Raw genomic sequence first — 22,578 nt, forward strand, 5'->3', positions numbered from 1 at the left:
GCTCCGAAACATGTGGCATGTGGTTGCCTTTCGTCCATCTAGAGCTAACTTTGCCAACTTCCAAAATATGAACCTGAGCGAGCATGGTGACATCAACGCTGGCACATTTACACCAAGCGAATAGGCAAGTTACGCTGCTCCCGCTGTCGTCGCCCTTTTGGAAAACTCACCCTTCAGCCTCGCTGGGTTGAAATCACTCAAAAACTGTATGCCAAGTGAAGTTGCGCGATTTGCCAAATGAAGTTGCGCACTACATCAGCCGGTTTGCGTGCCGTCACGGGATCAATTTCGGAAGTCTGATTCCATGTTTTCCAACAGATCGAAAATCAGCGTCTTCATTAGAAATGCCTTATGTGAAAAGACGCAAGAAGCACCGAAAAACATCTAATGGAGTCTAACCAGAAATCTCGTTACCGCCCCAACGGTATCAAGACTGCCTTTTTCGATGAAAATTGCCCGAGAAACCAAGAAAAGTGAGCACTTTCGATATCCTCAACCGGCATCGAAAATGGTATTCTGTCCAGTGATAGCTGGATGTTGCTTATTTTCCTTATCCCATACTTTACGGGACTTTCGAGAAATGCAGCCGGCGAGGTGAGGAAAGCGCCATGCTGGAGCTTTGGAAAAGCTGGCGAGCCAGACGGGCCGCTGTCACAACCATAAAACCGTTGGTGGAACGAACTCGCTTCGACAACGGACACATTACCGATGATCGCTGGATGGATGCCTATATGGTTGGTTTCCTGACCATGCTGATTACCTTGATCGCCCAACGGCGCGTCCATTCAATCGGATCCGAAGCGCTTGGCAACGTTCAGGCTGACGCCTGGCAGGACATCACGGGTCTTCCCGGTGAGCTCGTCGGAGAGGAGGCGTGTCTGTTAAGTGCAAATGGCCATCGCGATTTTGTGCGCGGCTGTCAAAATGCCGGAAAACTGGAAAATGCCCTGACGGCCCAAGGAGGGTTTCAGTGGTTCAGCTCCGGTCATTCGGATTTTGACGTCACGGCAACGACCAGTGAGCCCCGCCGCATGATGGATGACAATGACATTCGCGAACTCTGGTCGGAGTATTTCGAACGCCCCCTGCTCAGCATTGCGCATCCGCAGGATCGTCACGAGAACTGGTATCACTAAAACAATGCAGCCGAAACCCGGGGAAACCCTTGAGCCGGCGCGTCAGCTCGCGCTGAAAAGGATTGGACTGCGTAGTGAACGCCAGACCGCCAGTAAATATCAAACGGGATTCTGAAAATGAGACTTTTACGTCTCGGAGTGCCAAGCAGTTTGCCCCCGGGCTTTCCTGCTACTTGATTGTCTGACCGCCCTGTCACTTCCGAGCTTCATCACCACCAAACACGCCCTAACAAGAAATACCGGAGGCAATCGCCTCCGGCGCATTCTTTTCCATCCTAGATCTCACGGAACGCCCGTGACATGGAATCCTGGATAGGCTTGGTCAGGTATTCAAAGAAAGTCCGATCGGACGTCGTTATGAAAACCTCCGCAGGCATACCCGGTGTTGGAGTGAAATTCTGAACAATTTCCCGGGCCGACGGATCAAGGCGGATACGGGCAACGTAAGCGTCCTCGGACCCTGTCTGCTTGGTGGTTGTTATATCATTCGGCAGAGCGTCGGCAGAGATATAGATGACCGTCCCCTCGACCATCGGTGTAACGCGCTGGCTCAGGGCCGTCAGGCGAATGGTTGCCCGCTGTCCGCTGCGCACGTTATCGATGTCTTGCGGCCGGACCGGAACCTCGATCAGCAGCTCTTCCTGAAGCGGCACGATCTCAAGGATGTTCTTGCCCGCTTCAATAACACCACCTGAAGTGTGGTAGCCCAGTTTCACGACGATGCCCTCGACCGGCGCGGTGATATTCACGCGGTTCACGACGGCGCGCGCGGAACGAACCCGCTCGCGCACATCGTCAAGCTCGGAATGAACTTCGTGCATCTGATCGACGGCCTGTTTGATTGCCGTGTTCCGGGCCACCTGGATCTGCTCGCGAATACGGGATATTCGCTCGCGAGCATCGCCGATCTCACCTGTCAACCGGCCGATTTCACCATGAAGGTTGGCTTTGGCCCGGCGCAAGGCCAGAAGTTCCGGCTTGCGGATCAGGCCACTCTTCAGCAGTGCCGACTTGTCGACCAGTTCTTCGTCAATCAGGGCCAGCTGGTCCTTGACCGCCTGAAGCTGAACGGTGCTGCCGGTGATACGTTCCTGCAGCGCATTGATACCGTCTTCCAGGGTCGCAATCTCACTGACCAGCGTATTCCGCCTGGCCTGGAAGGTCAGGCTCTGGGCATCGATGATCGCAGCCACTTCGCTATCGTTCTCACGCTGACCGACAATCGCCTCGGGCATGCCGATTTCCGACTCCCAATTCATTTCGGCCTGGAAGCGCGCCTCCATCGCTTTCAGTCGCGTATAACGCAGCTCGAGACGCCGCAGTTCGGCGCGCGGCGCAACATCGTCCAGAACGATAAGGGTCTGACCCGGTTCGACACGGTCGCCCTCTCGAACCTTGATATCCTTGATCACACCGCCTTCAAAATGCTGAACGATCTTGTTTTCACCTGTTGCCACAAACACGCCGGAGGCAACGACCGCACCGGTGATGGGAGCGGCATTGGCCCAGATCCCGAAACCGAAGACGCATGCTCCAAGCAGACCGTATCCGAACATCTTCACACGGCCGTTTGTTTTAGCAATCTGACGGTCCCAATCCTCGCACATAGCCAGATAGGACATGACTTCAACACTCCTGCATCTGCAAACCACATAGCCGGACTATGTGAAATTCAATTGTGCTTACTGCGGCGGCAAGCTGTTGTTGTTGTTTTCGATTGCGCCGCTGTTATTTCCCTTACGCAACACTTTCAGCATCTCGTCGCGCGGACCGAATGCATGTACGGTGCCTTCCTTCAACATCATGATCCGGTCGACATTCTTGAGCAGGCTGGGACGTTGCGTGATCGCGATCACCGTGATCTCCTTCGACTTGGCGCGTGTCAGCGCCCGGGCAAGCGCGCGCTCACCAGGTACGTCGAGATTGGAGTTGGGCTCATCGAGAACAACCATCCGGGGATTGCCGAAGAAGGCCCTGGCGAGACCGATGCGCTGTTTCTGCCCACCCGACAACGGCGCGCCGTCGACGCCGATCTGGGTTTCGTATCCGGCAGCAAACTGAGAAATCATCTCATGCACATCCGCGGTTTCCGCTGCCTCGAAGATCTGATCATCATTGGCGTCCTCACGCATGCGCGCGATGTTGGCCTTGATGGTCGCCGGGAACAGCTGCACATCCTGCGGCAGGTAGCCGACACTTTCACCGAACTGACGCGGATCCCAGTTGCGAAGATCCATATGGTCGAGCCGGACATTGCCCGCAGTGGGAACGATCGATCCGACCAGCATGCGCCCAAGCGTCGATTTGCCGGACCCCGAAGCGCCGACGATCGCAAGCGACTCGCCAGGCTCAAGGTGGAACGAAATACCGTTCAGAATAACCTTCTTGGTCGGTGGCGGCACATAAAGAATGCGCTCGACCGTCACTCTCCCCTTGGCGCGCGGCAACCGCAGCCGTTCCAGATTCAGAGGCGAATTGAGCAGCAAGGTGCGGATGCGCGCATAGGCGGAACGCGCCTGGATGAAGCCACGCCATCCTTCGATCGCACCTTCAATTGGCGCAAGGGCACGGCTGCCGACGATAGAGGCTGCGATCAGCATACCACCGGTCAGTTCATTGTTCAGCGCAAGCCACGCTCCCCAACCAAGCAGTGCAATCTGGGTACACAGCCTGACGAACTTGGAGATCGCCGACATCATCACGTTGCGGTCCTGGGCGAGAACCTGGGCCCTGAGAGACTCCAGAGTTTCCTTGCCCCAGATCTGAACGCCTTCGGGGATCATGCCCATGGCGTTGATCACCTGGGCGTTGCGCGACATTGCATCGGCCTGCAGGTTCGCCCGCATGCCATACGCATTTGCCTGACCGAAGGGAACGGCTGTTACCTTCTGGTTGATCAGCGCGATCACCAACAACGTGAGACCGGTGCAGGTGACGATGTATCCCAGCTGCGGGTGAATGAGATAGACCGCAAGCATATAGAGTGGGATCACCGGAATATCGAACATGTTCAACAGAACCGGACCAGTGATGAAGCTGCGCATCTGCTGCAGGTCACCGAGCGTCTGGTATTCGCGGTTCGAGCCGTTCTGGGAGGCCTTCGCCGCGGCACTGAGCACCGACGGCCCGAGCCTGGTTTCCGTTTCAACCGCAATGCGCATCAAAATGAGACGGCGGGCCATATCCAACAGTACGTGAACCAGCAGGAAACCGGCGACCAGCACCGACAGCATGACCAGCGTGTCCAGGCTGCGGCTGGTCAGGACCCGGTCGGAGATCTGGAACAGATAGATCGGGATTGCCAGCAAAAGAGCGTTCACGAAGAAGGAAAAAATGCCGACGGTAATCAGACTGCGCCGGCACCGGGAAAGACCTTTGGTCAGGACTTCACGGAAGTTCTGATCGTAGTGGCGTTTACCCAGATTGGAATCGGATGACGAACCTCCGCCGCCCGAACCGCCACCACCGCCGCCACCGCCGCCGCGGCCTTTTCCCCCACCGGTCCCATTTCCGCCGCCTGCGTCTGTTTGCCGGGCAGACGGCAGGCGTTTCTTGGTGCTCTCGTCCGGCATAACAGGAGGAACATTCGGTGCCGGACGATCCTTTACCGGTTTTGGTTCAATGCGCGCTTCAGCCTCAACGGTTGGAGCCTTGGCTTCCACTTCGATCTGAGGAGCCTCCGACGGAGTATCGTCGCTTTTGTCATCGACGAGGCGAAGCTGAGGCGCGTTGTCCTCCCGCTCGCCGGCGGGATTAATGGTGATTTCTTTAGGTTGTGCGGCCGCTACTGAAGCAAATGAGGACGTACTCCCCGGCACCGCATATGCAAGATTGCTGAAATTGGCAGGCCCTGCGGACATCGCGGCTCCAGCCTGAGAAACCTGCTGTTCCGTCTCTTGCGTGTTGAGATTGGCTGCAACAGAAGAAGTCTGAGCGGTTTCGGCTTTTGCCGTTTTGACCACCTGCTCCGTTTCCGCAGATTGTTCTGAACTGATCTGACCGGTCGCATTTCGGATCGCAGGATATTGATCAACAAACGACGACGGATCTGAACTATCAGAAAGTGGCCAATCAGAAGGCTGTTTCTCGGCAGAAATGGTCTCGTCCGCCCCGGCCTTTTCAGGTGCGTCCGCTTCGATTTCAATGACCTTTTCCGGCTCCGGCCCCACATCGTTCTCGATCTCCGGCTCCGCATCATTCTCCATATCGTCGTCGGATTTCAGATCTTCATCGGCAGGTGAAGGAACATCAGCGTCGGGTTCGGCGCTTTCCTGGTCATCGGTTGCTTCGTTATCGGTTTCGGGTTTTTCAGCGTCGTGCGTTTCCGTCTGGTTTTGTTCGCGCATGCGCTTGACGAGCGACTGGATAATCGCATCTCCCTCAGTGGGAGCAGAGGCTACCTCTGTTGCGGTTCCGTCATTTTCTCCGGCCCTGAGGCCGGAACCTTCGTCATCGAACCTCATCAATAGTCTCCCAAATCCCCACCGGTATTTTTCTTTTGTTTTGGCGGGTTCACGAAAAGTGCTGTTTCAAAAATAATTGGGTTGACGGTTTGAATGTCCGCCAACCCGACTTGTGTCAGGCCATCAACTGCCCGAGTTCATCGCCTGAGGACGACGACGCAGGTGCAACACCTGTTTCGGTCTGCTCGCTTTCCTCTTCAGGCGCGTAGGCGAATGCGACGACTTCGTTGGCAAGCTGTTCAGCGTCGCCGTAAACAACTTCATCGTCTTCGGAACCGATGACGTTGGTCTGAACCAGCGTCCATTCCTCATAAACTTCGCCGCCGACATACTGATCGCCATAGGCGTCGACATCGATGATGGTTGCAAAGTTGGTCAGGGTGTTGCCACCGGTCGAAAGGAACTGATGTGAACCATCACCTCCGACCTGCATGACCGCATCTGAATCAGCAATGACGTTGAGCTGCTTGATGAAGTTGATGTCGTAGTAATCGCCGGTCACGAACAGGACGTTCATTTTCCCCGAGCCTGAGCCCGAGAACGACCACCAGTCTTCAGGGTCAATGCGGTTGCTTGTTTCCAAGCTGCGCAAGAAAGCCTCAAAACCGGCGGAAATGCTTCCAAAGCTATCAAGTCCATAGGAAGTGATTGCCGCTTCGTTCGAAAGCTCGTTCTGACCGCCATAAAGGGTTTGCGATCCTCCCACACCCGGAGACGCCATCACGACCCAGTCGTTGTCGAGCAGAACGTTGGTCTGGTGAATGAAGTTACCGGAGAAGTAACTCCCCAGAACCACGATCAGGTCATAGCTGTTTCCCCAGTCTTCAACGATTGCGGCATTGGTCTGGCCGTTGGCGTCGACCATTACGCGCTGGTGAGAGGCAGTCGACGTCTGATAGAGGATGTCGTTGGAGTAGAGAACGTTTTCCTGATACAGGCTCTTAACGTCGTAATAGTCGCCGTATGAGATATCGATGTTCCAGAAAAATCCGGTGAAGCCACGGAAGTCGATTGCTTCGTCCAGAAGAGATTCCCTGGAGAAATTGGCGGAGTTTGTCGTTACATTCCCGTCAAGCGACAGGGAAAGCGAGAAACCTGCTCCGGGATTGCCGATCTGGATGTGATCGCTATCGGAGTAAACGTTGACCTGCGCTATGGTGTTGGTCCGGAAATAGTCTCCGAAAACAACAAAAGTCCCAACACCTTCGTCAGCATCGACAATGACAGCTGCGTTGTAGACCGTGTTGCTGCCGGTTTCCGCCCCAACCAGTCCTGGATCGCCCGGCGCCCAGCCATCCGGCTGCTCCGGAATGGGCGGCGGCGCCCCTTCTCTGCGATCATCCGCATCGGATGTTTCCGTTTCGGTCTCTTCCGTTTCTTCCTCGTCCTGCAGGACGCCGTTGACGTAGAGACCCATTTCCAGGGTCGAGGGCTCTTCCCCGGAATTCAGCTTTGCCAGCTGCGCTTCGGCAAGATTCGAACCGACAACATGAATATTGCCGCCACCTTTCGGGAAAAGGTGCTCGGGGATCGCTTCTTCAGCGATCTCGCGCATCGTCGCCATTTCGTAATGCACGTTGATACCGGAGACTGCGTAAAGGCTGAGTCCCTCACGAACACCGAAACTGTCGTTGTCGTTCAGCATATTCAGCTGATCGAGATCGACATTGGTTTCGTGCCCCCATTCCTGGCGTGTGACATTGGGGCCTTCGACATAGTTGAAGGAAAAGGGAATGCTAAAAGGGAAAAATGGTTTGAAGTAAGGATCTGATCCGAGATCAAAGGTAAAGCGCTGGGGATCGGTCGTCAGGAACCGGTACCAGGCTGGATCGACAATCTGGGAAATCTGGTCAAAGCTTGGCCAATGGACATCTGTCCTTCCCGAGCTAAGTTGTTCCAGTTCACCCGGATCTGTTTCGTGACCTGTTTCATCGAACTGGAGTTCCAGTTCGTTGCGCATCGCTCTCAGGTCTTCGTACTGAGATCGTGCGCGAGCTAACTCATCTGTTAAGTGAAGATATCCGGCGAAATGCCAGATCAGTTCGGTAACACCATTTTGTAACATAATACTTCTCCCGACTGCATGGTTCCCTGCAGCGAGAACGGGACCTGTTCAACGCCTGGCGCCGAAGGTCACTTGGGCCTTCTACCGCGTGCACAATAAGAGCCGGTCCGCGCGGAGGTCGCGCGAACCGGCATTGTTTTATGACTTAGCCCATATCGCCATCGTCAGATGTTGTGGAATCTCCACCTACGATATTTGCGCTGTTGTACTGCAGGTTTGCACCCTGAACGATGTTCTGAGTGAATGCTTCCTGATTGACGACGCCGTCTGCCGATGCCGCACCAACGCCGTCGTTGTTGCCGTCATCGCCGACGCGAGCGGTTGCACCGTTCGCATAAGCTGTGCCGCCATCAGCGTATGCAGCCTGAACGAAACCGCCGCCCAGGTCGTCATTGCCGATGCCGATATCACCAACAAAGCCAAATCCAGCCGCACCACCGTCAAATCCGACGCTGGCATAGCCCTGGAAGTCGTTGTCGGCCATGTTGTTGATCTGGTCGAGGTTGAAGTTGTTGCCGCCGTTTCCGGCTTCTTGAACAACCGCGTCAACCTGTGCAACGGAATCGTAAATGTGGCCGATTTCCATGTTTTCCACGTCGATGACATCGTCATCGTCGGGAAGCGTGGAAAGATCGAGATCGATTTTGATGTCAACTTCGATTTCGGTTTCAACTTTGGTATCGACTTCAGTCTCAACCTTGTTTTCAACCTTGTTGTCCACATCGTTGTCGATGTAGTTGATGTTGCCGTTGGCATTCAGGTTGCCGTTGGCGTTGCCATTGGCATTACCGTTCAGGTTGCCATTGCCATTGGCGTTGCCATTACCGTTGGCGTTGCCGTTACCATTCAGGTTGCCGTTGCCATTCAGGTTACCGTTGGCATTGAGCGACGTTGAATGCATGCCCTGGGACTGATGCTGACCCTGGCCCTGACCCTGGCCTTGTCCCTGGCCCTGACCTTGTCCCTGACCCTGCAATTGACCCTGAAGCTGCTTCTGAAGTTCAGCCTGTGCCTGGCCCTGCAATTGACCCTGCGCTTCGCCTTGTACCTGGCCTTGTCTACCACGTGACATCGTAGTTCTCCCAAATTGGACGCACCTCTCCCGTCATCGGGCGCCGCATCTTCAGGCCCAATGCCGCATTCTAAGGTGCTGATTTAGGACAGCCCGGCAAATCGTCTTCTATCGAGTTGCATTGAGCTGTCTGCCTCTGGTTGGAACGCTTCCGTTCCGGCCTCAAATGGAGGAAAGTCAAAGACCTCCCGTTCACAGCAATCGACAAACGTCGTTTGCTGCGCCATTTACTTTCAGCGGGTGAGATTAGATCAAATATAGGTGCTATCTAAGCATCGAAATTATTTCTTATCTATATCCAAACCGCCAGCTACGACAATGGCAGACTTACCGTCCCGAAATAAGCTGGAAATGTTTACTAAATATTAACCAACTCAGCCCCAACGAGTTCCAGACAGGTAAATATATCAAACGATAGTGGAAAAACGGGAGAAATCTGCAAATTACGCTACGTTAGAAACATGAATATACCAAATTATTAATATAACCATTGAGCGATTTAATATATATCCTCAGAATTGAAACAGGAACTAACTCGCAAAAGCGGTCCGAGAGGTACATTTACCCTGCAAAAAATCATATGCGATTCTGGAAAATAGACGATAGACATAAACTAAATCATTGAAATTTATTTCCAATATTATCTCTAAACTCGCAAGGCGATAGGCCCTTGGCATTCCAAAAAATCATCACCATCTAAAGTGGACGTAAAGGAAGTTAGGATCGAATCCAGACATCGAAATCAGAAAAGGCAAAAACTCGACATAACTATTTTGAAATTAGAAGTACGTTTTATTTTTTCATCTGCTCAATGGAGGTATTTTCAACATGAGCAGCATCAATTATGACAAAAAAGACTCGATTTATTATATCGGCGCTAGAGATAAATTTCCCAAAGAACTCGAAGACTGCATTGACCGCGAAATCAATGACAGCAGTTTTATTCGAATTAGCGACAAGAGCGATCTGTACAGGTCCGAAAAACAGACCGAGTTCGCAAAGCGCCTCTTCTTGATCGACGATAGTTTCGGAGCAGAACGCAAAGACGTGATTGCATGCCTGAGGAGAAACTTTCCTGATGCAAATCTGTGTCTTCTGATAAATGACGATCACGCCTTTCCGAAGATCATTCGAGAGTATTTTCAAAACGGCCTGATCAAAAGCGTCCTGCAGATGAACTTGAGAGTGGATCTGTGGCTCGGTGCGATCAGGCTCATGCTGAACGGTGGACATTACCTGCCTGCCGACGCCATCAAGTTCATGCATTCCGCCAATTCGAATTCGCAAATTGATCAAGCGGCAAATCAACGGAGCTTCAATTCCCATGCCGGATTGTGCAAAAAGCTCACGAAGCGCGAGTCTGAAGTTCTCCATCTGATTTCCGAAGGCTATCAGAACAAGAACATCGCGGACCGCCTTTCCCTGTCGGAACATACGATCAAGTTGCACATTCATCACATTATCTCCAAACTCGGTGTATCGAACCGGACTGAAGCGGCAGCGATCTATCTTCAGTCGGATCAAAGGGCAACGATCATCGAGATGTAGAAATGAGTTCGACGGAGACAGGCGAATTCAGTGATGACTTTCAAACGTTCCTGACCCTGGTCGGACGATTGAATTACACTTGGACAAATACGGAAAGTCTGCTGATCCATATGATCGCAGGACTGACAGGTGTCAGGAAGGACGTTGCAACTGTCATCTTTCTGACGCTCAACACCTCGCGCGCAAGAATTGATCTGGTTGAGCGCCTGGTCAAAATGGAAGGGCAGGACCCTGCATTGCGCGAGGAAGTGCTTGAGCTGACCCAGTCGATGCACAAGACGCTAAAGCTCAAGAACAAGTACAATCACTGCATCTACTCGTTCGACAATGAAGGCCGCAATGCATCTACAATCCTTATGCGTATCAGTGACCACAAGGATGCGATCAAGTTCGGAAAAATGAGTCCGATCAACAAACGGGAAATTTCGCTGGTGAAGGAAACGATCCTGAAAACCGAGACCGTAAACAAAGGTCTGTGGGACTTTTTCAGGCGGCGCAAGTTTCCAGTGTGAATTCACTTAAAAAGGGGCCGGCTCGGGGAACTTGAGCCGGCCCACAAGCCCGACAAAATTTGTCCGGCGCGAAGTTACGCGATCTTTGCGGCTATGCTTTTGGTCTTGCAGTAGCTTGCAAGTCCCTCAAGCCCCTTCTCACGCCCGAATCCCGATTTCTTGTTGCCACCGAACGGCACCTCAATCCCTCCGGCGAAGTACTCGTTGATGTAGATTTGTCCAGCATCGATCTTGCGGGCGAGCTGGTGAGCTTTCGCAAAATCGGACGTGTAGATTCCGGCAACAAGACCGTATTGGCAATCGTTGGCAAGCCGGAGTGCATCGTCGGCGTCTTCGGCAACTTGAACCGTCAGGACCGGTCCAAAAATCTCTTCCTGCGCCAGCTCATCCTTATCGGACACCCTGTCGACAATGGTCGGCTCGAAGAACCATCCCTTGCCCGATGCCGGATCATGGGTGGCAGATCCGCCGGTCAGGACATCTGCGCCCCGCACCTTCGCCCGATCGAGGAAACCTTCGATCTTTGCAAGATGCTCAGCAGAATTGACAGGCCCCAGGTCCGGTTTTGAAAGACCGTGCCCAAGTTGGAGCGATTTCGTTCTCGAGACGAGCTCGGCGACGAACTCTTCGTGAATGCTCCTTTCGATTACCAGCCGCGACCCTGCAGAACAGATCTGCCCGGCATTTTCGAAAATTGCACCCAGAACTCCGTTGAGCGCCTGATCCTTGTCACAGTCCTTCAGAACGACAACCGGAGACTTGCCTCCAAGCTCCAGCACCACCCGTGTCACCTCATCCGCAGCCGTTTTCATCACCGTGCGACCGGTCTGCACGGACCCGGTGAACGTGATGTGGTCGATATCGGCATGACGTGTCAGTGGAGCCCCGACTTCGGCGCCGGTTCCGGTAACCACATTGCAGATACCTGCGGGCAGGCCGGCCTCATACAGCAACCGGGCAAGCAAAAGCGCCGTGAACGGTGTTTGCTCAGCGGGTTTGGCGACCACCGCACAACCGGCCGCAAGCGCTGGCGCAAACCCGCGTGCTGCCGTCGAGATGGGAAAATTCCACGGGATGATATGTGCCGTGACACCGACCGGCTCATGGATCGTGTATCCGACGTAGTCCGGACCGAGCGGGAAACTGTCGCCCTGCAGTTTGTCGCAGGCTCCGGCGTAATATTCAAAGGTCCGCGCCGCACCCTTCACGTCTCCATAGGCCTCTTGCAACGGCTTGCCGCTGTCCAGAGTCTCTGCCACCGCCAGAAGGTCGAGATTTTCCAGGATGAGTGCGGAAGTACGATGGAGAATACGTGCGCGTTCTACTGGAGATACGTCCCGCCAGGACGTCTCGAACGCTCTTTTCGAAGATCGGACAGCCTCATCGACATCCCCTTCCCCGCCCGCGGTGAAGCGTGCAAAGACCTCTCCCCTTCCCGGGTCGTAGCTTTCCATGGTCCGGTTGTGGGCCGGGCGGGCGAAACTTCCATCGATGAAATGACCGATCGGCAACGCCTCCAGGGTGCCGGTCTTCTCATATTCGGCAATAAGCTCGCTTGCGTTCAACATCTCAGCGCTCCAGGGAACTGATTTTGTAGGTAGACTTGGCCAACCAGTCCGGGTTGATCTCGACCCCCCAGCCGGGCGCATCCGTCACGGTTGCATGGCCGTCGACAATATCGAACGGCGATGACGGGAACAGGCCGATCTGCCAGGGATAGTAATCTTCCTGCTCGATCGCGAATTCCAGATATTTGCCTGCGTTCGGGATCGCGCGCAGCAGGTGCATCGTGAACAAGGTGACCAGCGACAGGTTGGCGGCGTGCGGCGTACAAGGAAGACCCGCTTCATGAGCCATTTGCGCCACTTGCATGGTGCGCACCATCCCGCCGAGATAACAGACGTCCGGCTGGATGATGTCGACGACCCGCTCATCGATCATGCGCTGCCAATCGACCAGCGAGCAATCCTGTTCTCCTCCGGTGACGTCGATCTCAAGTGCGTCAGTTACCTGCTTGGTCTGGTCGTAATGCCAGTAGGGGCACGGCTCCTCATAATGCGAAATGCCGTTATCCTGCAGAAACTTTCCAACTTCGATCGCCTTGGCAGGTGAGTAACAGGAATTGGCATCCACCAGCAAAGCCGTTTCATCACCAAAGGACTTGCGCATGGTCGGCACGATTTCTTCGGTGCGGCCCGGCCACTCGTCCTGGCCCCGGCCACATTCAGCGCCGATCCTGAACTTGAATGCCGTGAACCCGAATTCATCCTGCTGCTTCTTGAGGCGGTCAGCTTCGTCTTGCGCGGTAATATCCCTCTTCATGGAGGAGCCATAGGCCCGCACCTTGCCCGGTGTTCCGCCCAGCAACTCGCAAACCGGCTTTCCTTCCAACTTGCCGCGCAGATCGAACAAGGCCGTATCGAGTCCCCCCATCGCACGGCGAAGATAGGACCCCGGAAACTTGTGCTCGCGGTCGGGGATGATGTCCATCAGGCGGGCAATGTCGAATGCATCTTCACCAAGCGCATAAGGAGCAACCTGCCTGTGTACGACCTCCGCCGTGATGTCCGCGCAGTAGGGCGCAACCTGCCCCCAACCGGTAGCTCCGCTGTCCGACGTCACACGGACGAAACAGACGAACTCATTCGTAAACGTTTCTATGGATTGAATTTTCATATCAGTTTCAGGTCCTTGAGCGGCATCTCCGCCAGGCGTTGTCATGGTTTGGGCGATCAATCTATCTGAAATTGGACTTGAAATAAGGTCCTTTTTGCGGAAAAACTCATACCAATTTGGAGAACGCAATGAAACGGCACGCCGGCGCTGTTCTGTCATCGATCAAGATCGACAAGACCGCAGAAAAAAAGCTCTCGATCCAGCTATACATGGCGCTGAGGGACCTGCTTCTGACCGGGGCGCTGACACCGGGCGACCGATTGCCGGCAACCAGAACCCTGGCGCAGGAAATCGGCGTTTCCCGGACAACTGTCATCGATGCTGTCGACCGTCTTATTTCCGAAGGACTTCTGGAAGCCAGGGTCGGCGCCGGAACCTTCGTCAGCGAAGCGTTGAATGCGCGCCTCGCCCCCAGACCATCTGCCGATACGAGCGACGCAGTAGCAATTGAGCCGAGACTTTCACATGCGACCCGACACGCCATTCCGGATTTCGCCCCCCGCTCACGTCTACCCCACAAATCCCAGGCTTTTGTGACCGCCCTGCCCGCGCTCGATGCCTTTCCCATGGCGCAATGGGCAAAGCTGTCCGCACGGCATTGGCGCAAGGATCGTGACCACATTACCGGATATGGCGAACCTTTCGGCTACATGCCACTGCGAAGGGCAATCGCCCGTCAGCTCAATGCGTCAAGGGGCATCAAATGCGCGCCGGAGCAGATCTTCATTACCAATGGCGCGCAGCGATCTTTCTCTTTGGTCGGCGGCATGCTGGTCAATCCGGGAGAACCGATTTGGTTTGAAAACCCCGGAGCCATCGGTGCACGCAACGCGTTTATCGCAATCGGCGCCGCTCCGGTTCCGGTCAGGGTCGACGAGGAAGGGTTGTGCGTCGATGACGGTCTGGCAAAGGCACCTCATTTCCGCCTGGCTTTCGTAACTCCCTCGCATCAACAGCCCCTCGGCCATGTCATGAGTCTGTCCCGTCGGCTGGCGCTTCTGAAAGCCGTGAACGATGCCGATGCGATGGTCGTCGAAGACGACTATGACGGCGAGTTCTACTACGGCGACCAGCCACCACCAACGCTCAAGAGCATCGACACCCATGGCCGCGTGATCTATGTCGGCACCTTTTCCAAATCCCTGTTTCCGGCCCTCAGGCTTGGCTTTGCCCTTGTTCCGGAAGGTCTGGTTGAGAGTTTCGAGCGGGTCTGCCTGACCTGGCTCAGCGGCGTCCCGACAGTCACGCAGGCCATTGTCGCCGACTTCATGGACGAGGGCATGTTTGCCACTCATATCCGGACCATGCGCCAGCTCTACAAGGAGCGCCACGACACACTCATGGCGGAAGCGGAATGCCTCTCGGGCCGCATCGATCTGCAACCGACACGCAGCGGTTTTCACGCGGTCGGCTTCACGTCTCCCGAGTTGGATGAAAATGAGATAGTCGCAAAAGCGGCAGATCGCGGCATCACGACTGCCCCCCTCTCCCGCTATGCTCTGACCGGTCTCTCACAACGCGGAATCGTGCTTGGTTTCGGCAGTTCGGCGCCGGATGAAATCCGAAAGGGCATCCAGGTTCTGAACGACATTCTGCCCGAGTGCTGCACCACCTAACAACGACACCATCAGAATTGGACTGTTAAATTATCTGCAATGGATATATTTGCCAGACCAATTCAAACCTAGGCTTTCTCTCCGTTCGTATGCTGCGTTCGTTCAGGGAGGAATAAATGCATTTCAAAACAACGATAACCGGCCTTTTGGCCGCGACAATGCTTGCCGGAGCAGGCACCGCACAGGCGGAAACCCTACGCCTCTTGACCTGGGGATCCTATGCACCGGAAGAACTCATTCAGAAATTTGAAGCCGAAAATCCTGACATTGATGTTGAGGTCACCTTCTCCAACAACGAAGAGATGATCGCCAAACTGCGCGCAACCGGCGGGGCCGGCTTCGACCTGGCTCAGCCGAGCCATGACCGCATCTACGCCGCCCAACTGGAATACGACATCTACAAGCCTCTCGATCTGTCGAAGATCGACACGGACGTGATGGAAGCAAAGCTTCTTGATGGAGTGAAGGAAAACACAACGATCGACGGCGAGGTCTATGCGGTTCCGCATCAGTGGGGCACGTCCGGGTTGATGGCCGACAAAACCAAGGCACCCGACTTCAAAGGCTGGGGTGATCTGTGCGATCCGGCCTACAAGGGCAAGACCTCGATGCGCCTGAAGCGCACCATCCTGCTCGGAACGGCATTCGCCATGGGTGAAGACCCGTTTGCCGCCTATTCCGATCTGGACAAGTACCAGGGCATTCTGGACAAGGTCGCCGACAAACTGATCACCTGCAAAGACAACATCAAGGCGTACTGGAAGGGCGGCGATGATCTTTCGGCCATGATGCTTTCCGGTGAAATCGTTGCGTCGGAGACCTGGGACTCTACCGCCTACAAGCTCTATGACCAAAACGAAAACATTGTTTTCGTGCCACCGGAAACAGGCGCTCTTGCCTGGATCGACACCTTCGCATTGCCGCGAAAGGGCAAGGCGGATGATGCCGCCTACAAGTGGATCAACTTTGTTCTTCGCCCTGAAAACGTCACCTTGATGTCTGCAAGCACCGGAGCGATTGCGGCCGTCAAGGGCGGCAAGGACCTGTTGCCGGAAGACAAGAAGGCCGCCGTCAACGCCGCCTTTACCGATGCCGACATCGACAACTTGAAGTTCTTTGCCAACATTCCTCCGGGTGTCGAGGACATGGAAGGCAAGACGCTCGAAAAGATCAAGGCGGCGACCGGCGGCTGATCGAGAAGATCAGAAGGGGCGCTCATGCCCTGAGGTGACGAGCAAGACAGCTCAAGATCACTTTGCAAAAGGGGATGCCGACAAGACCGGCATCCCCTACCTACCTGTTCTCTCCAGATGGTCGACTTTCATGACAAACAGTCCGGACTATGACCTCGAATGCCTCGACATCTCCAAGAATTTTGGAGCTTTTCGCGCGGTAAAGGATGTCTCTTTCAACATTCCAAGTGGTTCGTTTTTCTCCATTCTCGGACCATCCGGATGCGGCAAGACCACCTTGATGCGTATGATCGCCGGCTTCGAGGAACCCTCCGGTGGAGACATCAGGATCAAGGGAAAGTCCGTGCTGGGCACGCCGCCGAACCGGCGCAACGTGAAAATGGTATTCCAGCATCTGGCACTGTTTCCGATGATGAATGTTTACGAGAACATTGCTTACGGCCTCAGATGCAACGGCGTCAGCAATGATCACATCAAGCGAAAGGTGCATGACGTGCTGGAGCGGATCGCGCTACCTGATGTGGCCGAGCGGGAGATTCATCAACTCTCGGGTGGACAGAAGCAGCGCATCGCCATCGCCCGTTGCATGGTTCTGGACCCTGACGTTCTGTTGCTTGATGAACCGCTGGGCGCATTGGACCTGAAACTGCGTGAAGCGATGAAGATCGAGCTGAAACTCCTTCAGCATCAGTTCAACACCACCTTTGTCTATATCACGCACGACCAGTCCGAAGCTCTGGTGATGTCCGACAACGTCGCCATCATGAATCAGGGTGAATTCGAACAGATCGGCACGCCGCAGGACCTCTATCACCATCCGAAAACCGCATTCGTCGCCGGATTTGTCGGAGACAGCAACCGGTGGACGGGGACGGTCAGGGCAAGCGATGGCAGTGGCGGCAAGGTGGAAACCGCTCAAGGCTTGCCGATGAGCTTCAGCTCCGCCTCACAAACCTCCATTCAGGAAGGTGCCAAGGTGGACATCTTCGTTCGTCCGGAATTCATCAGGACGCTTCGCACCGCAGAGGCCGCCACACAGGGCTCTGACGGCGACACCACGATGGACGGTGTTGTTGACAGCCTCCTCTTCAACGGCGCCAACAGCCGCGTCCTGGTCCGCACCGGCAGCGGCGAACTGGTTGAATCAGACGTGACCCTGACCGGTGACAACGATCTCAAGCCCGGTGAAGACGTACGCCTTGTCTGGTCTGCAAGGCAGGCCATGTGCTTTGCCCATCAGGAGCAGGCGTAATGCAGAACAAGGACATCAAAAAGCTCTCGCTGATACTGCTGTTCGCGCCGTTCACGCTCTGGATCGCGCTGCTGATCCTCCTGCCGCACATCGGCATGGTAATTCTGTCGTTCCGCGAAAAGGTAGCGCCGCGTGTCTATGAATACAGCTTCGCCAATTACCTGGAATTCGTGAACGAGCCGATCTACTGGAACACATTGCTGCGCACCGGGTCCATGTCACTGCTCGTGACGGCGCTCGCGCTGTTGATTGGTTTTCCGATCGCCTATTACATCGCCAAGATTGCCGGTCCGCGCTCGCGCGGTGGCCTGTTCCTGCTCTGCCTGATCCCGCTTTGGGTCAGCGACCTGATCCGGGCCTTCGGCTGGATCCTGCTCCTGCGGGAAACCGGTGTCATCTCCAGTTTCCTGCTCTGGACCGGGTTGATCTCGACACCGATCGAGTTTCTTTACAACGACGCCGCGGTGATCATCGGCCTGGTCTATACCGTGATCCTGTTCATGATCGTTCCTCTCGTATCCACTCTCGATGGGATGGACAATTCCATGATCGAGGCCGGTTACAATCTTGGCGGCAACGGTTTCACGGTTCTGCGCCGGATCATCATTCCCTACGCCATGCCCGGTATCGTCGCCGGCTGTATCGTGACCTTCATGCTGACCGCCGGGTCCTACCTGACACCGATCCTGCTTGGCGGCAAGAATTCCAGCTGGTTCACGGAGCAGATCTACAACCAGTTCATCACCCGGTTTAACTGGGAGGGCGGCGCCGCCTTTGGCATGCTGCTGCTTGTCTTCACCTCGTTTGTCATCTGGCTCGGCCTGAAGCTGAGTGGCCAAACACTGGCAAACACGGTTGCCAAGAGCTGAGGAGGCTGACAATGCTTGCGAAAAACAAGACGACGCCATTCCTCTTCGGCTATCGGCTCTATGTCCTCGCCTTCTTCATCTTTCTGGCTGCGCCGCTGATTTCGGCCGGGGCATTCGCCTTTAACGACAGCCTGTTCCCGGCCCTGCCCTGGCAGGGGTTTACTCTGGACTGGTTCTTCGGCGACACCGAACCGAAGCTGGGCATGTTCCACGACAGGCGGCTGTTGCAGGGGCTCTATTACTCGTTCGTCATTGCAATTTTCGTGTCGCTCCTGTCGGTTTTCGTCGGTACGACAAACGCCTTCCTGTTCGTGCGCGGCGAATTTCCGGGCAAGAACTTCTTCTACATCCTGATGGTGATCCCGCTCGTCATCCCAGGCGTGATCCTCGGTATTTCCATTCTGGTTCTGGCAAGTGACACGGCAAATCTGGTCGAAAAACGGCTTGATCTGGAACTGGAGTTCCTGCGCCCCGGCATTCTGCTGGTGGTCCTGGGTCAGTTCTCCTTCATCGCCACGATCACCTCGCTGGTGATCACCGCCCGGCTGAAGAAGTTCGACGCGACGATGGAAGAGGCGGCCTTCAACCTGGGGGCAACACGTGCCCGCGTTTTGAGGACCATCACCCTGCCCTTCCTCCGCCCGGCCATGATTGCAGCGGGCATCGTCGCTTTCCTCGTCTCCTTCGAGAATTTCAACACTACCTTGTTCCTGGTCGGGTCCGAAGCACCGCTGACAATCACCATGTACGATCGCATGGCCAAGGTTGGATCCACTCCGGTCTTGAACGCCGTGTCATTCTTTCTGATGGTCGGTTCCGGTTTGCTTGCACTTTTGTCGATCGCCATTCAGCGCGATAAGTCGGCTTGAGTTGGAGAGATTATGTCTGAATTTGACTTTGTGATCGTCGGCGCCGGTTCTGCCGGTTCAGTTCTCGCCGATCGCCTTTCAGAAGATGGAAAATACACGGTCTGCCTTCTTGAAGCCGGCGGTTCCGATCTGAATTTCTGGATCTGGATGCCGATTGGATACGGCAAGGCCTTCTACAACCGTCATATCAACTGGATGTACCAGACCGAACCGGATCCCGGGCTCAACAACCGGGCCGGTTACTGGCCACGAGGCAAGGTGCTCGGCGGTTCCAGCTCCATCAATGCCATGGTCTACATTCGCGGACAGCATGCGGATTTCGAAGACTGGAAAGCCATGGGGAACACGGGTTGGGGCTGGGATGACGTGCTGCCCTATTTCCGACGCTCCGAAACGAACGATGCCGGCGGCAACGAATTCCGGGGCAGCGATGGACCCTTGCATGTCACCAGCGTCGAGGAGGAAGTTCATCCCCTTTGCGACAACTTCCTTCGGGCGGCTGAACAGGCCGGCTTTCACCGGAACCCGGATTTCAACGGCGCCGACCAGGAAGGCGTCGGCATCTACCAGATCACGACCCGGAACGGTTTCCGCATGTCTTCCGCACGCGCGTATCTGTCGCGGGCAAAAAAACGCAAGAATGTCAGCGTTATCACAAAGGCGCACACCACCAGGCTGATTGTGGACGGCAATCGGGCAACCGGCGTGGCATACAGCCGCGATGGCGGTGAACAAACGGTCAAGGCCCGCCGCGAAGTGATCATGAGCGCCGGCGCGGTAAACACACCGCAGACCCTGATGCTGTCAGGCATTGGGGATGGTGAAAAACTGCGGGCGAAAGGCGTCTCGCCCGTCCATCACCTTCCAGCCGTCGGCCAGAACCTTCAAGATCATCTTGGCCTGGATTATCTCTACCGGTCCAAGGTGCCGACCCTCAATCAGCAGCTCTACCCCTGGTGGGGCAAGCTCGCCCAGGGTATCCGCTATGTCCTGACACGCAGCGGCCCCCTTTCGCTCGGCGTCAATCAGGGTGGCGGGTTTGTGAAAAGCAATCCCGATTGCAGCCGCCCGAACATGCAGCTGTTCTTCTCACCGGTCAGCTATACGAAGGCACCCAAGGGCAAACGGCCACTGATGAACCCCGACCCGTTCCCGGGTTTCCTGCTCGGCATGCAACCCACACGTCCGACCAGCCGGGGTCATATCGACCTGAGATCCGCCGACCCGTTCGACACACCCGAAATTCATCCCAATTCGCTCAGCACCAATCACGACCTCAATGAGATGATCGAGGGCTGCAAGTTGCTGCGGAAAATCGCACAGAGCCCTGCCTTGCAATCCGTCATAGACAAGGAGATTGCGCCCGGACCGCAGATCGAAACCGATGAGGACATGCTGGAAGATGTCCGCAACCGCTGCTCAACAGTGTTTCACCCTGTAAGCACCTGCAGGATGGGAGCGGACTCGCGTGAAAATGTCGTCGACAATCGCCTGAAAGTCTACGGTATCGACGGATTGCGCGTGGTGGACGCTTCGATTTTTCCGACCGTCACCTCCGGAAACACAAATGCACCGGCCATCATGGTAGGCGAAAAAGGTTCAGACATGATCCTTGAAGATACCAGAGCCGCTTGAGGAAACCATGCGCTCGGACCTGTTTACCGACGATTTCAAGACCTCGCCCTACTGGCAGGATCGCGCTCCTGACATCCAGCTACCCGCTTCGGAGTTACCGAATGAGGTCGATGTCCTGGTCGTCGGCGGTGGCTACACCGGACTGAACGCAGCGCTGCAAACAGCAAGGGAAGGATTGGGGACACTTGTCCTGGATGCCGAGCGGCCTGGCTGGGGTTGCAGCATGCGCAACGGCGGACAGATCTCAACCAGCCTGAAGCCATCCTTTGCCAGGCTTGTCAGCCGGTATGGCAAGGAAACAGCAACGAAGCTGTGCCGGGAAGGACAAGCCTCCCTGGATTACATGCACCACCTTTCAAGGGTGGAAGGCATGGATATCGGATTGCGGGAAGTGGGCAGGTTTCACGGCGCTCACAAGCCTCATCTCTACGAACGGCTCGCCAGGGAATGCGCCCTGGGACATCCGGTCTGGCAGACGGACGCACACATGGTGCCCAGGGCGGACATGGCTTCGGAACTTGGAACAGATCAATATTGCGGCGGAATTGTCTATCCGCACCACTGCAGTATCGACGTCTCCAAATACCACCCGCATCTGATGGACAAAACACTCCAGGCAGGAGCCTTAATCAGAGGTCACTGTCCGGTACTTACGATCGAGCGCCAAAAGTCGGGTTTCAAGGTCCAAACAGGCGATGGCGAGGTTGTTGCCGGAAAAGTCATTCTGGCCACCAATGGATATTCCGGACCTCTGTCCCACTGGCACCAGCGTCGGATCATACCGATCGGCTCTTATGTCATTGCCACGGAAGAGATCTCGAAGGAGGTCGTCGATCGGCTGTTTCCAACTGACCGGATACTCTCCGATACCCGCAAACTGGTTTACTACTACCGTCTTTCCCCTGACCGAAAACGACTTCTGTTCGGCGGCCGTGTCTCGCTTGGCGAAACAGATCCCCTCAACAGCGCCCTGAAACTGCACCGGGATATGGTTTCGCTATTTCCGGAATTGGCCACCGTCAGGATCAGTCATGCCTGGATGGGATTTGTCGGTTACACTTTCGACACGCTGGCCCATTGCGGCGAGGACAAGGGTCTCTACTACGCCATGGGCTATTGCGGCGCCGGCGTCGGCATGGCGAGTTACCTCGGTATGCGCATTGGGCAAAAAGCCTCCGGCATCGAAAAGTCCGCCTCGGCCTTTGATCGGATATCCTTTCCGACCCGTCCACTCTACAGCGGCACTCCCTGGTTTCTGGCTCCGTCTATCCTCGTTTACCGGTTGCGCGACCGTTTCGGCGTCTAGGCATGTTCACGGTCGCACGCCTCCTGATGCAGATCGCGCCGCCGCGTTCAGGGCGTTAAAACTCCCGAGACCAAACGGGCTAGGTATGGGTAACAACAGATCTTGCTGCACAGGCTCAAAACAAAATCAACCTTCCGAGCTTACCCACCTGGCAATGGTAAACCGCCGCGTGAAGGTGTGAGCTCTATCTATGCCCGAGATCGATCACTGATAGTCAGCGAAGGGGAGAAGATGGTGTTGTTATCGAGGTTTGTAACTTTATATGCTCGACCTTTCGACTTAGCAGACATATGAAAATAACACGTATCCAGACATTACGTCCGAAGAATACACATCACCAATTTAGTCAATATGCTACGAATGGCG

General features: G+C 55.3%; 17 protein-coding genes. 10 read left to right on the top strand and 7 right to left on the bottom strand.

Translation table 11 applies throughout. The annotated features are described in order from the left end of the window. Positions 1–608: 608 nt before the first annotated feature. Positions 609–1,136 (top strand): hypothetical protein, encoded by a 528-nt coding sequence (locus tag ABLQ08_RS09815; RefSeq protein ID WP_352941255.1) that lies wholly within the window; start codon positions 609–611, stop codon positions 1,134–1,136. A 275-nt stretch (positions 1,137–1,411) separates the two neighbouring features. Here ABLQ08_RS09815 and ABLQ08_RS09820 read toward each other — a convergent pair whose 3' ends face one another. The 5 genes from ABLQ08_RS09820 to ABLQ08_RS09840 form a co-directional block, all read right to left on the bottom strand. Further along, the gene (locus ABLQ08_RS09820; RefSeq protein WP_352941256.1) at positions 1,412–2,758 is read right to left on the bottom strand and encodes an HlyD family type I secretion periplasmic adaptor subunit; all 1,347 of its coding nucleotides are present in this window, start codon (positions 2,756–2,758) and stop codon (positions 1,412–1,414) included. A gap of 60 nt (positions 2,759–2,818) precedes the next feature. Beyond that, positions 2,819–5,599, bottom strand: coding sequence for a type I secretion system permease/ATPase (locus ABLQ08_RS09825; protein WP_417714904.1), 2,781 nt, complete (start codon positions 5,597–5,599; stop codon positions 2,819–2,821). A gap of 115 nt (positions 5,600–5,714) precedes the next feature. Further along, a complete protein-coding gene (locus ABLQ08_RS09830) occupies positions 5,715–7,664 on the bottom strand; it encodes a hypothetical protein (RefSeq protein WP_352941258.1) in 1,950 nt (649 codons plus the stop codon). Between the two features lie 145 nt (positions 7,665–7,809). After that, a complete protein-coding gene (locus tag ABLQ08_RS09835) occupies positions 7,810–8,736 on the bottom strand; it encodes a hypothetical protein (RefSeq protein WP_352941260.1) in 927 nt (308 codons plus the stop codon). A 792-nt stretch (positions 8,737–9,528) separates the two neighbouring features. Continuing rightward, the gene (locus ABLQ08_RS09840; RefSeq protein ID WP_352942619.1) at positions 9,529–10,191 is read right to left on the bottom strand and encodes a hypothetical protein; all 663 of its coding nucleotides are present in this window, start codon (positions 10,189–10,191) and stop codon (positions 9,529–9,531) included. Between ABLQ08_RS09840 and ABLQ08_RS09845 the strand changes: the two genes are divergently transcribed. Together ABLQ08_RS09845 and ABLQ08_RS09850 are read left to right on the top strand one after the other, a co-directional pair. Next, positions 10,114–10,284, top strand: coding sequence for a response regulator transcription factor (locus ABLQ08_RS09845; protein ID WP_352942581.1), 171 nt, complete (start codon positions 10,114–10,116; stop codon positions 10,282–10,284). The genes ABLQ08_RS09840 and ABLQ08_RS09845 overlap by 78 nt on opposite strands. A gap of 2 nt (positions 10,285–10,286) precedes the next feature. Further along, positions 10,287–10,796: a hypothetical protein gene (locus ABLQ08_RS09850; protein WP_352941262.1), complete on the top strand. Its 510-nt coding sequence runs from the start codon at positions 10,287–10,289 to the stop codon at positions 10,794–10,796. Between the two features lie 74 nt (positions 10,797–10,870). Here the strand turns inward: ABLQ08_RS09850 and ABLQ08_RS09855 are convergent, their stop codons facing one another. Together ABLQ08_RS09855 and ABLQ08_RS09860 are read right to left on the bottom strand one after the other, a co-directional pair. Further along, positions 10,871–12,364, bottom strand: a complete 1,494-nt coding sequence (locus ABLQ08_RS09855) for an aldehyde dehydrogenase family protein (RefSeq protein WP_352941264.1) — start codon at positions 12,362–12,364, stop codon at positions 10,871–10,873. Position 12,365: 1 nt separating this feature from the next. Next, positions 12,366–13,472 (bottom strand): mandelate racemase/muconate lactonizing enzyme family protein, encoded by a 1,107-nt coding sequence (locus tag ABLQ08_RS09860; protein ID WP_352941267.1) that lies wholly within the window; start codon positions 13,470–13,472, stop codon positions 12,366–12,368. Positions 13,473–13,600: 128 nt separating this feature from the next. On the opposite strand from ABLQ08_RS09860, the gene ABLQ08_RS09865 reads away from it, so the two are divergent. The 7 genes from ABLQ08_RS09865 to ABLQ08_RS09895 all read left to right on the top strand — a co-directional run bounded on the left by ABLQ08_RS09865 (position 13,601) and on the right by ABLQ08_RS09895 (position 22,212). Next, positions 13,601–15,088: a PLP-dependent aminotransferase family protein gene (locus ABLQ08_RS09865; protein WP_352941269.1), complete on the top strand. Its 1,488-nt coding sequence runs from the start codon at positions 13,601–13,603 to the stop codon at positions 15,086–15,088. A 116-nt stretch (positions 15,089–15,204) separates the two neighbouring features. After that, positions 15,205–16,281, top strand: coding sequence for an extracellular solute-binding protein (locus ABLQ08_RS09870; RefSeq protein WP_352941271.1), 1,077 nt, complete (start codon positions 15,205–15,207; stop codon positions 16,279–16,281). A 34-nt stretch (positions 16,282–16,315) separates the two neighbouring features. After that, on the top strand, positions 16,316–17,533 hold the full coding sequence (locus ABLQ08_RS09875) for an ABC transporter ATP-binding protein (RefSeq protein ID WP_352941273.1): 1,218 nt from the start codon (positions 16,316–16,318) through the stop codon (positions 17,531–17,533). Then, positions 17,533–18,402, top strand: coding sequence for an ABC transporter permease (locus tag ABLQ08_RS09880; protein ID WP_352941275.1), 870 nt, complete (start codon positions 17,533–17,535; stop codon positions 18,400–18,402). Before ABLQ08_RS09875 ends, ABLQ08_RS09880 begins: the two co-directional genes overlap by 1 nt. Before the next feature lie 11 nt (positions 18,403–18,413). After that, positions 18,414–19,271: an ABC transporter permease gene (locus tag ABLQ08_RS09885; RefSeq protein ID WP_352941277.1), complete on the top strand. Its 858-nt coding sequence runs from the start codon at positions 18,414–18,416 to the stop codon at positions 19,269–19,271. 12 nt (positions 19,272–19,283) lie between these two features. Then, complete coding sequence (locus ABLQ08_RS09890; RefSeq protein ID WP_352941279.1) at positions 19,284–20,906, top strand: GMC family oxidoreductase; 1,623 nt, start codon at positions 19,284–19,286, stop codon at positions 20,904–20,906. Positions 20,907–20,913: 7 nt separating this feature from the next. Beyond that, a complete protein-coding gene (locus ABLQ08_RS09895; RefSeq protein ID WP_352941282.1) occupies positions 20,914–22,212 on the top strand; it encodes an NAD(P)/FAD-dependent oxidoreductase in 1,299 nt (432 codons plus the stop codon). The last annotated feature ends 366 nt before the right edge of the window (positions 22,213–22,578 follow it).

Source organism: Roseibium sp. SCP14 (genome assembly GCF_040329475.1).
GTDB lineage: Bacteria > Pseudomonadota > Alphaproteobacteria > Rhizobiales > Stappiaceae > Roseibium.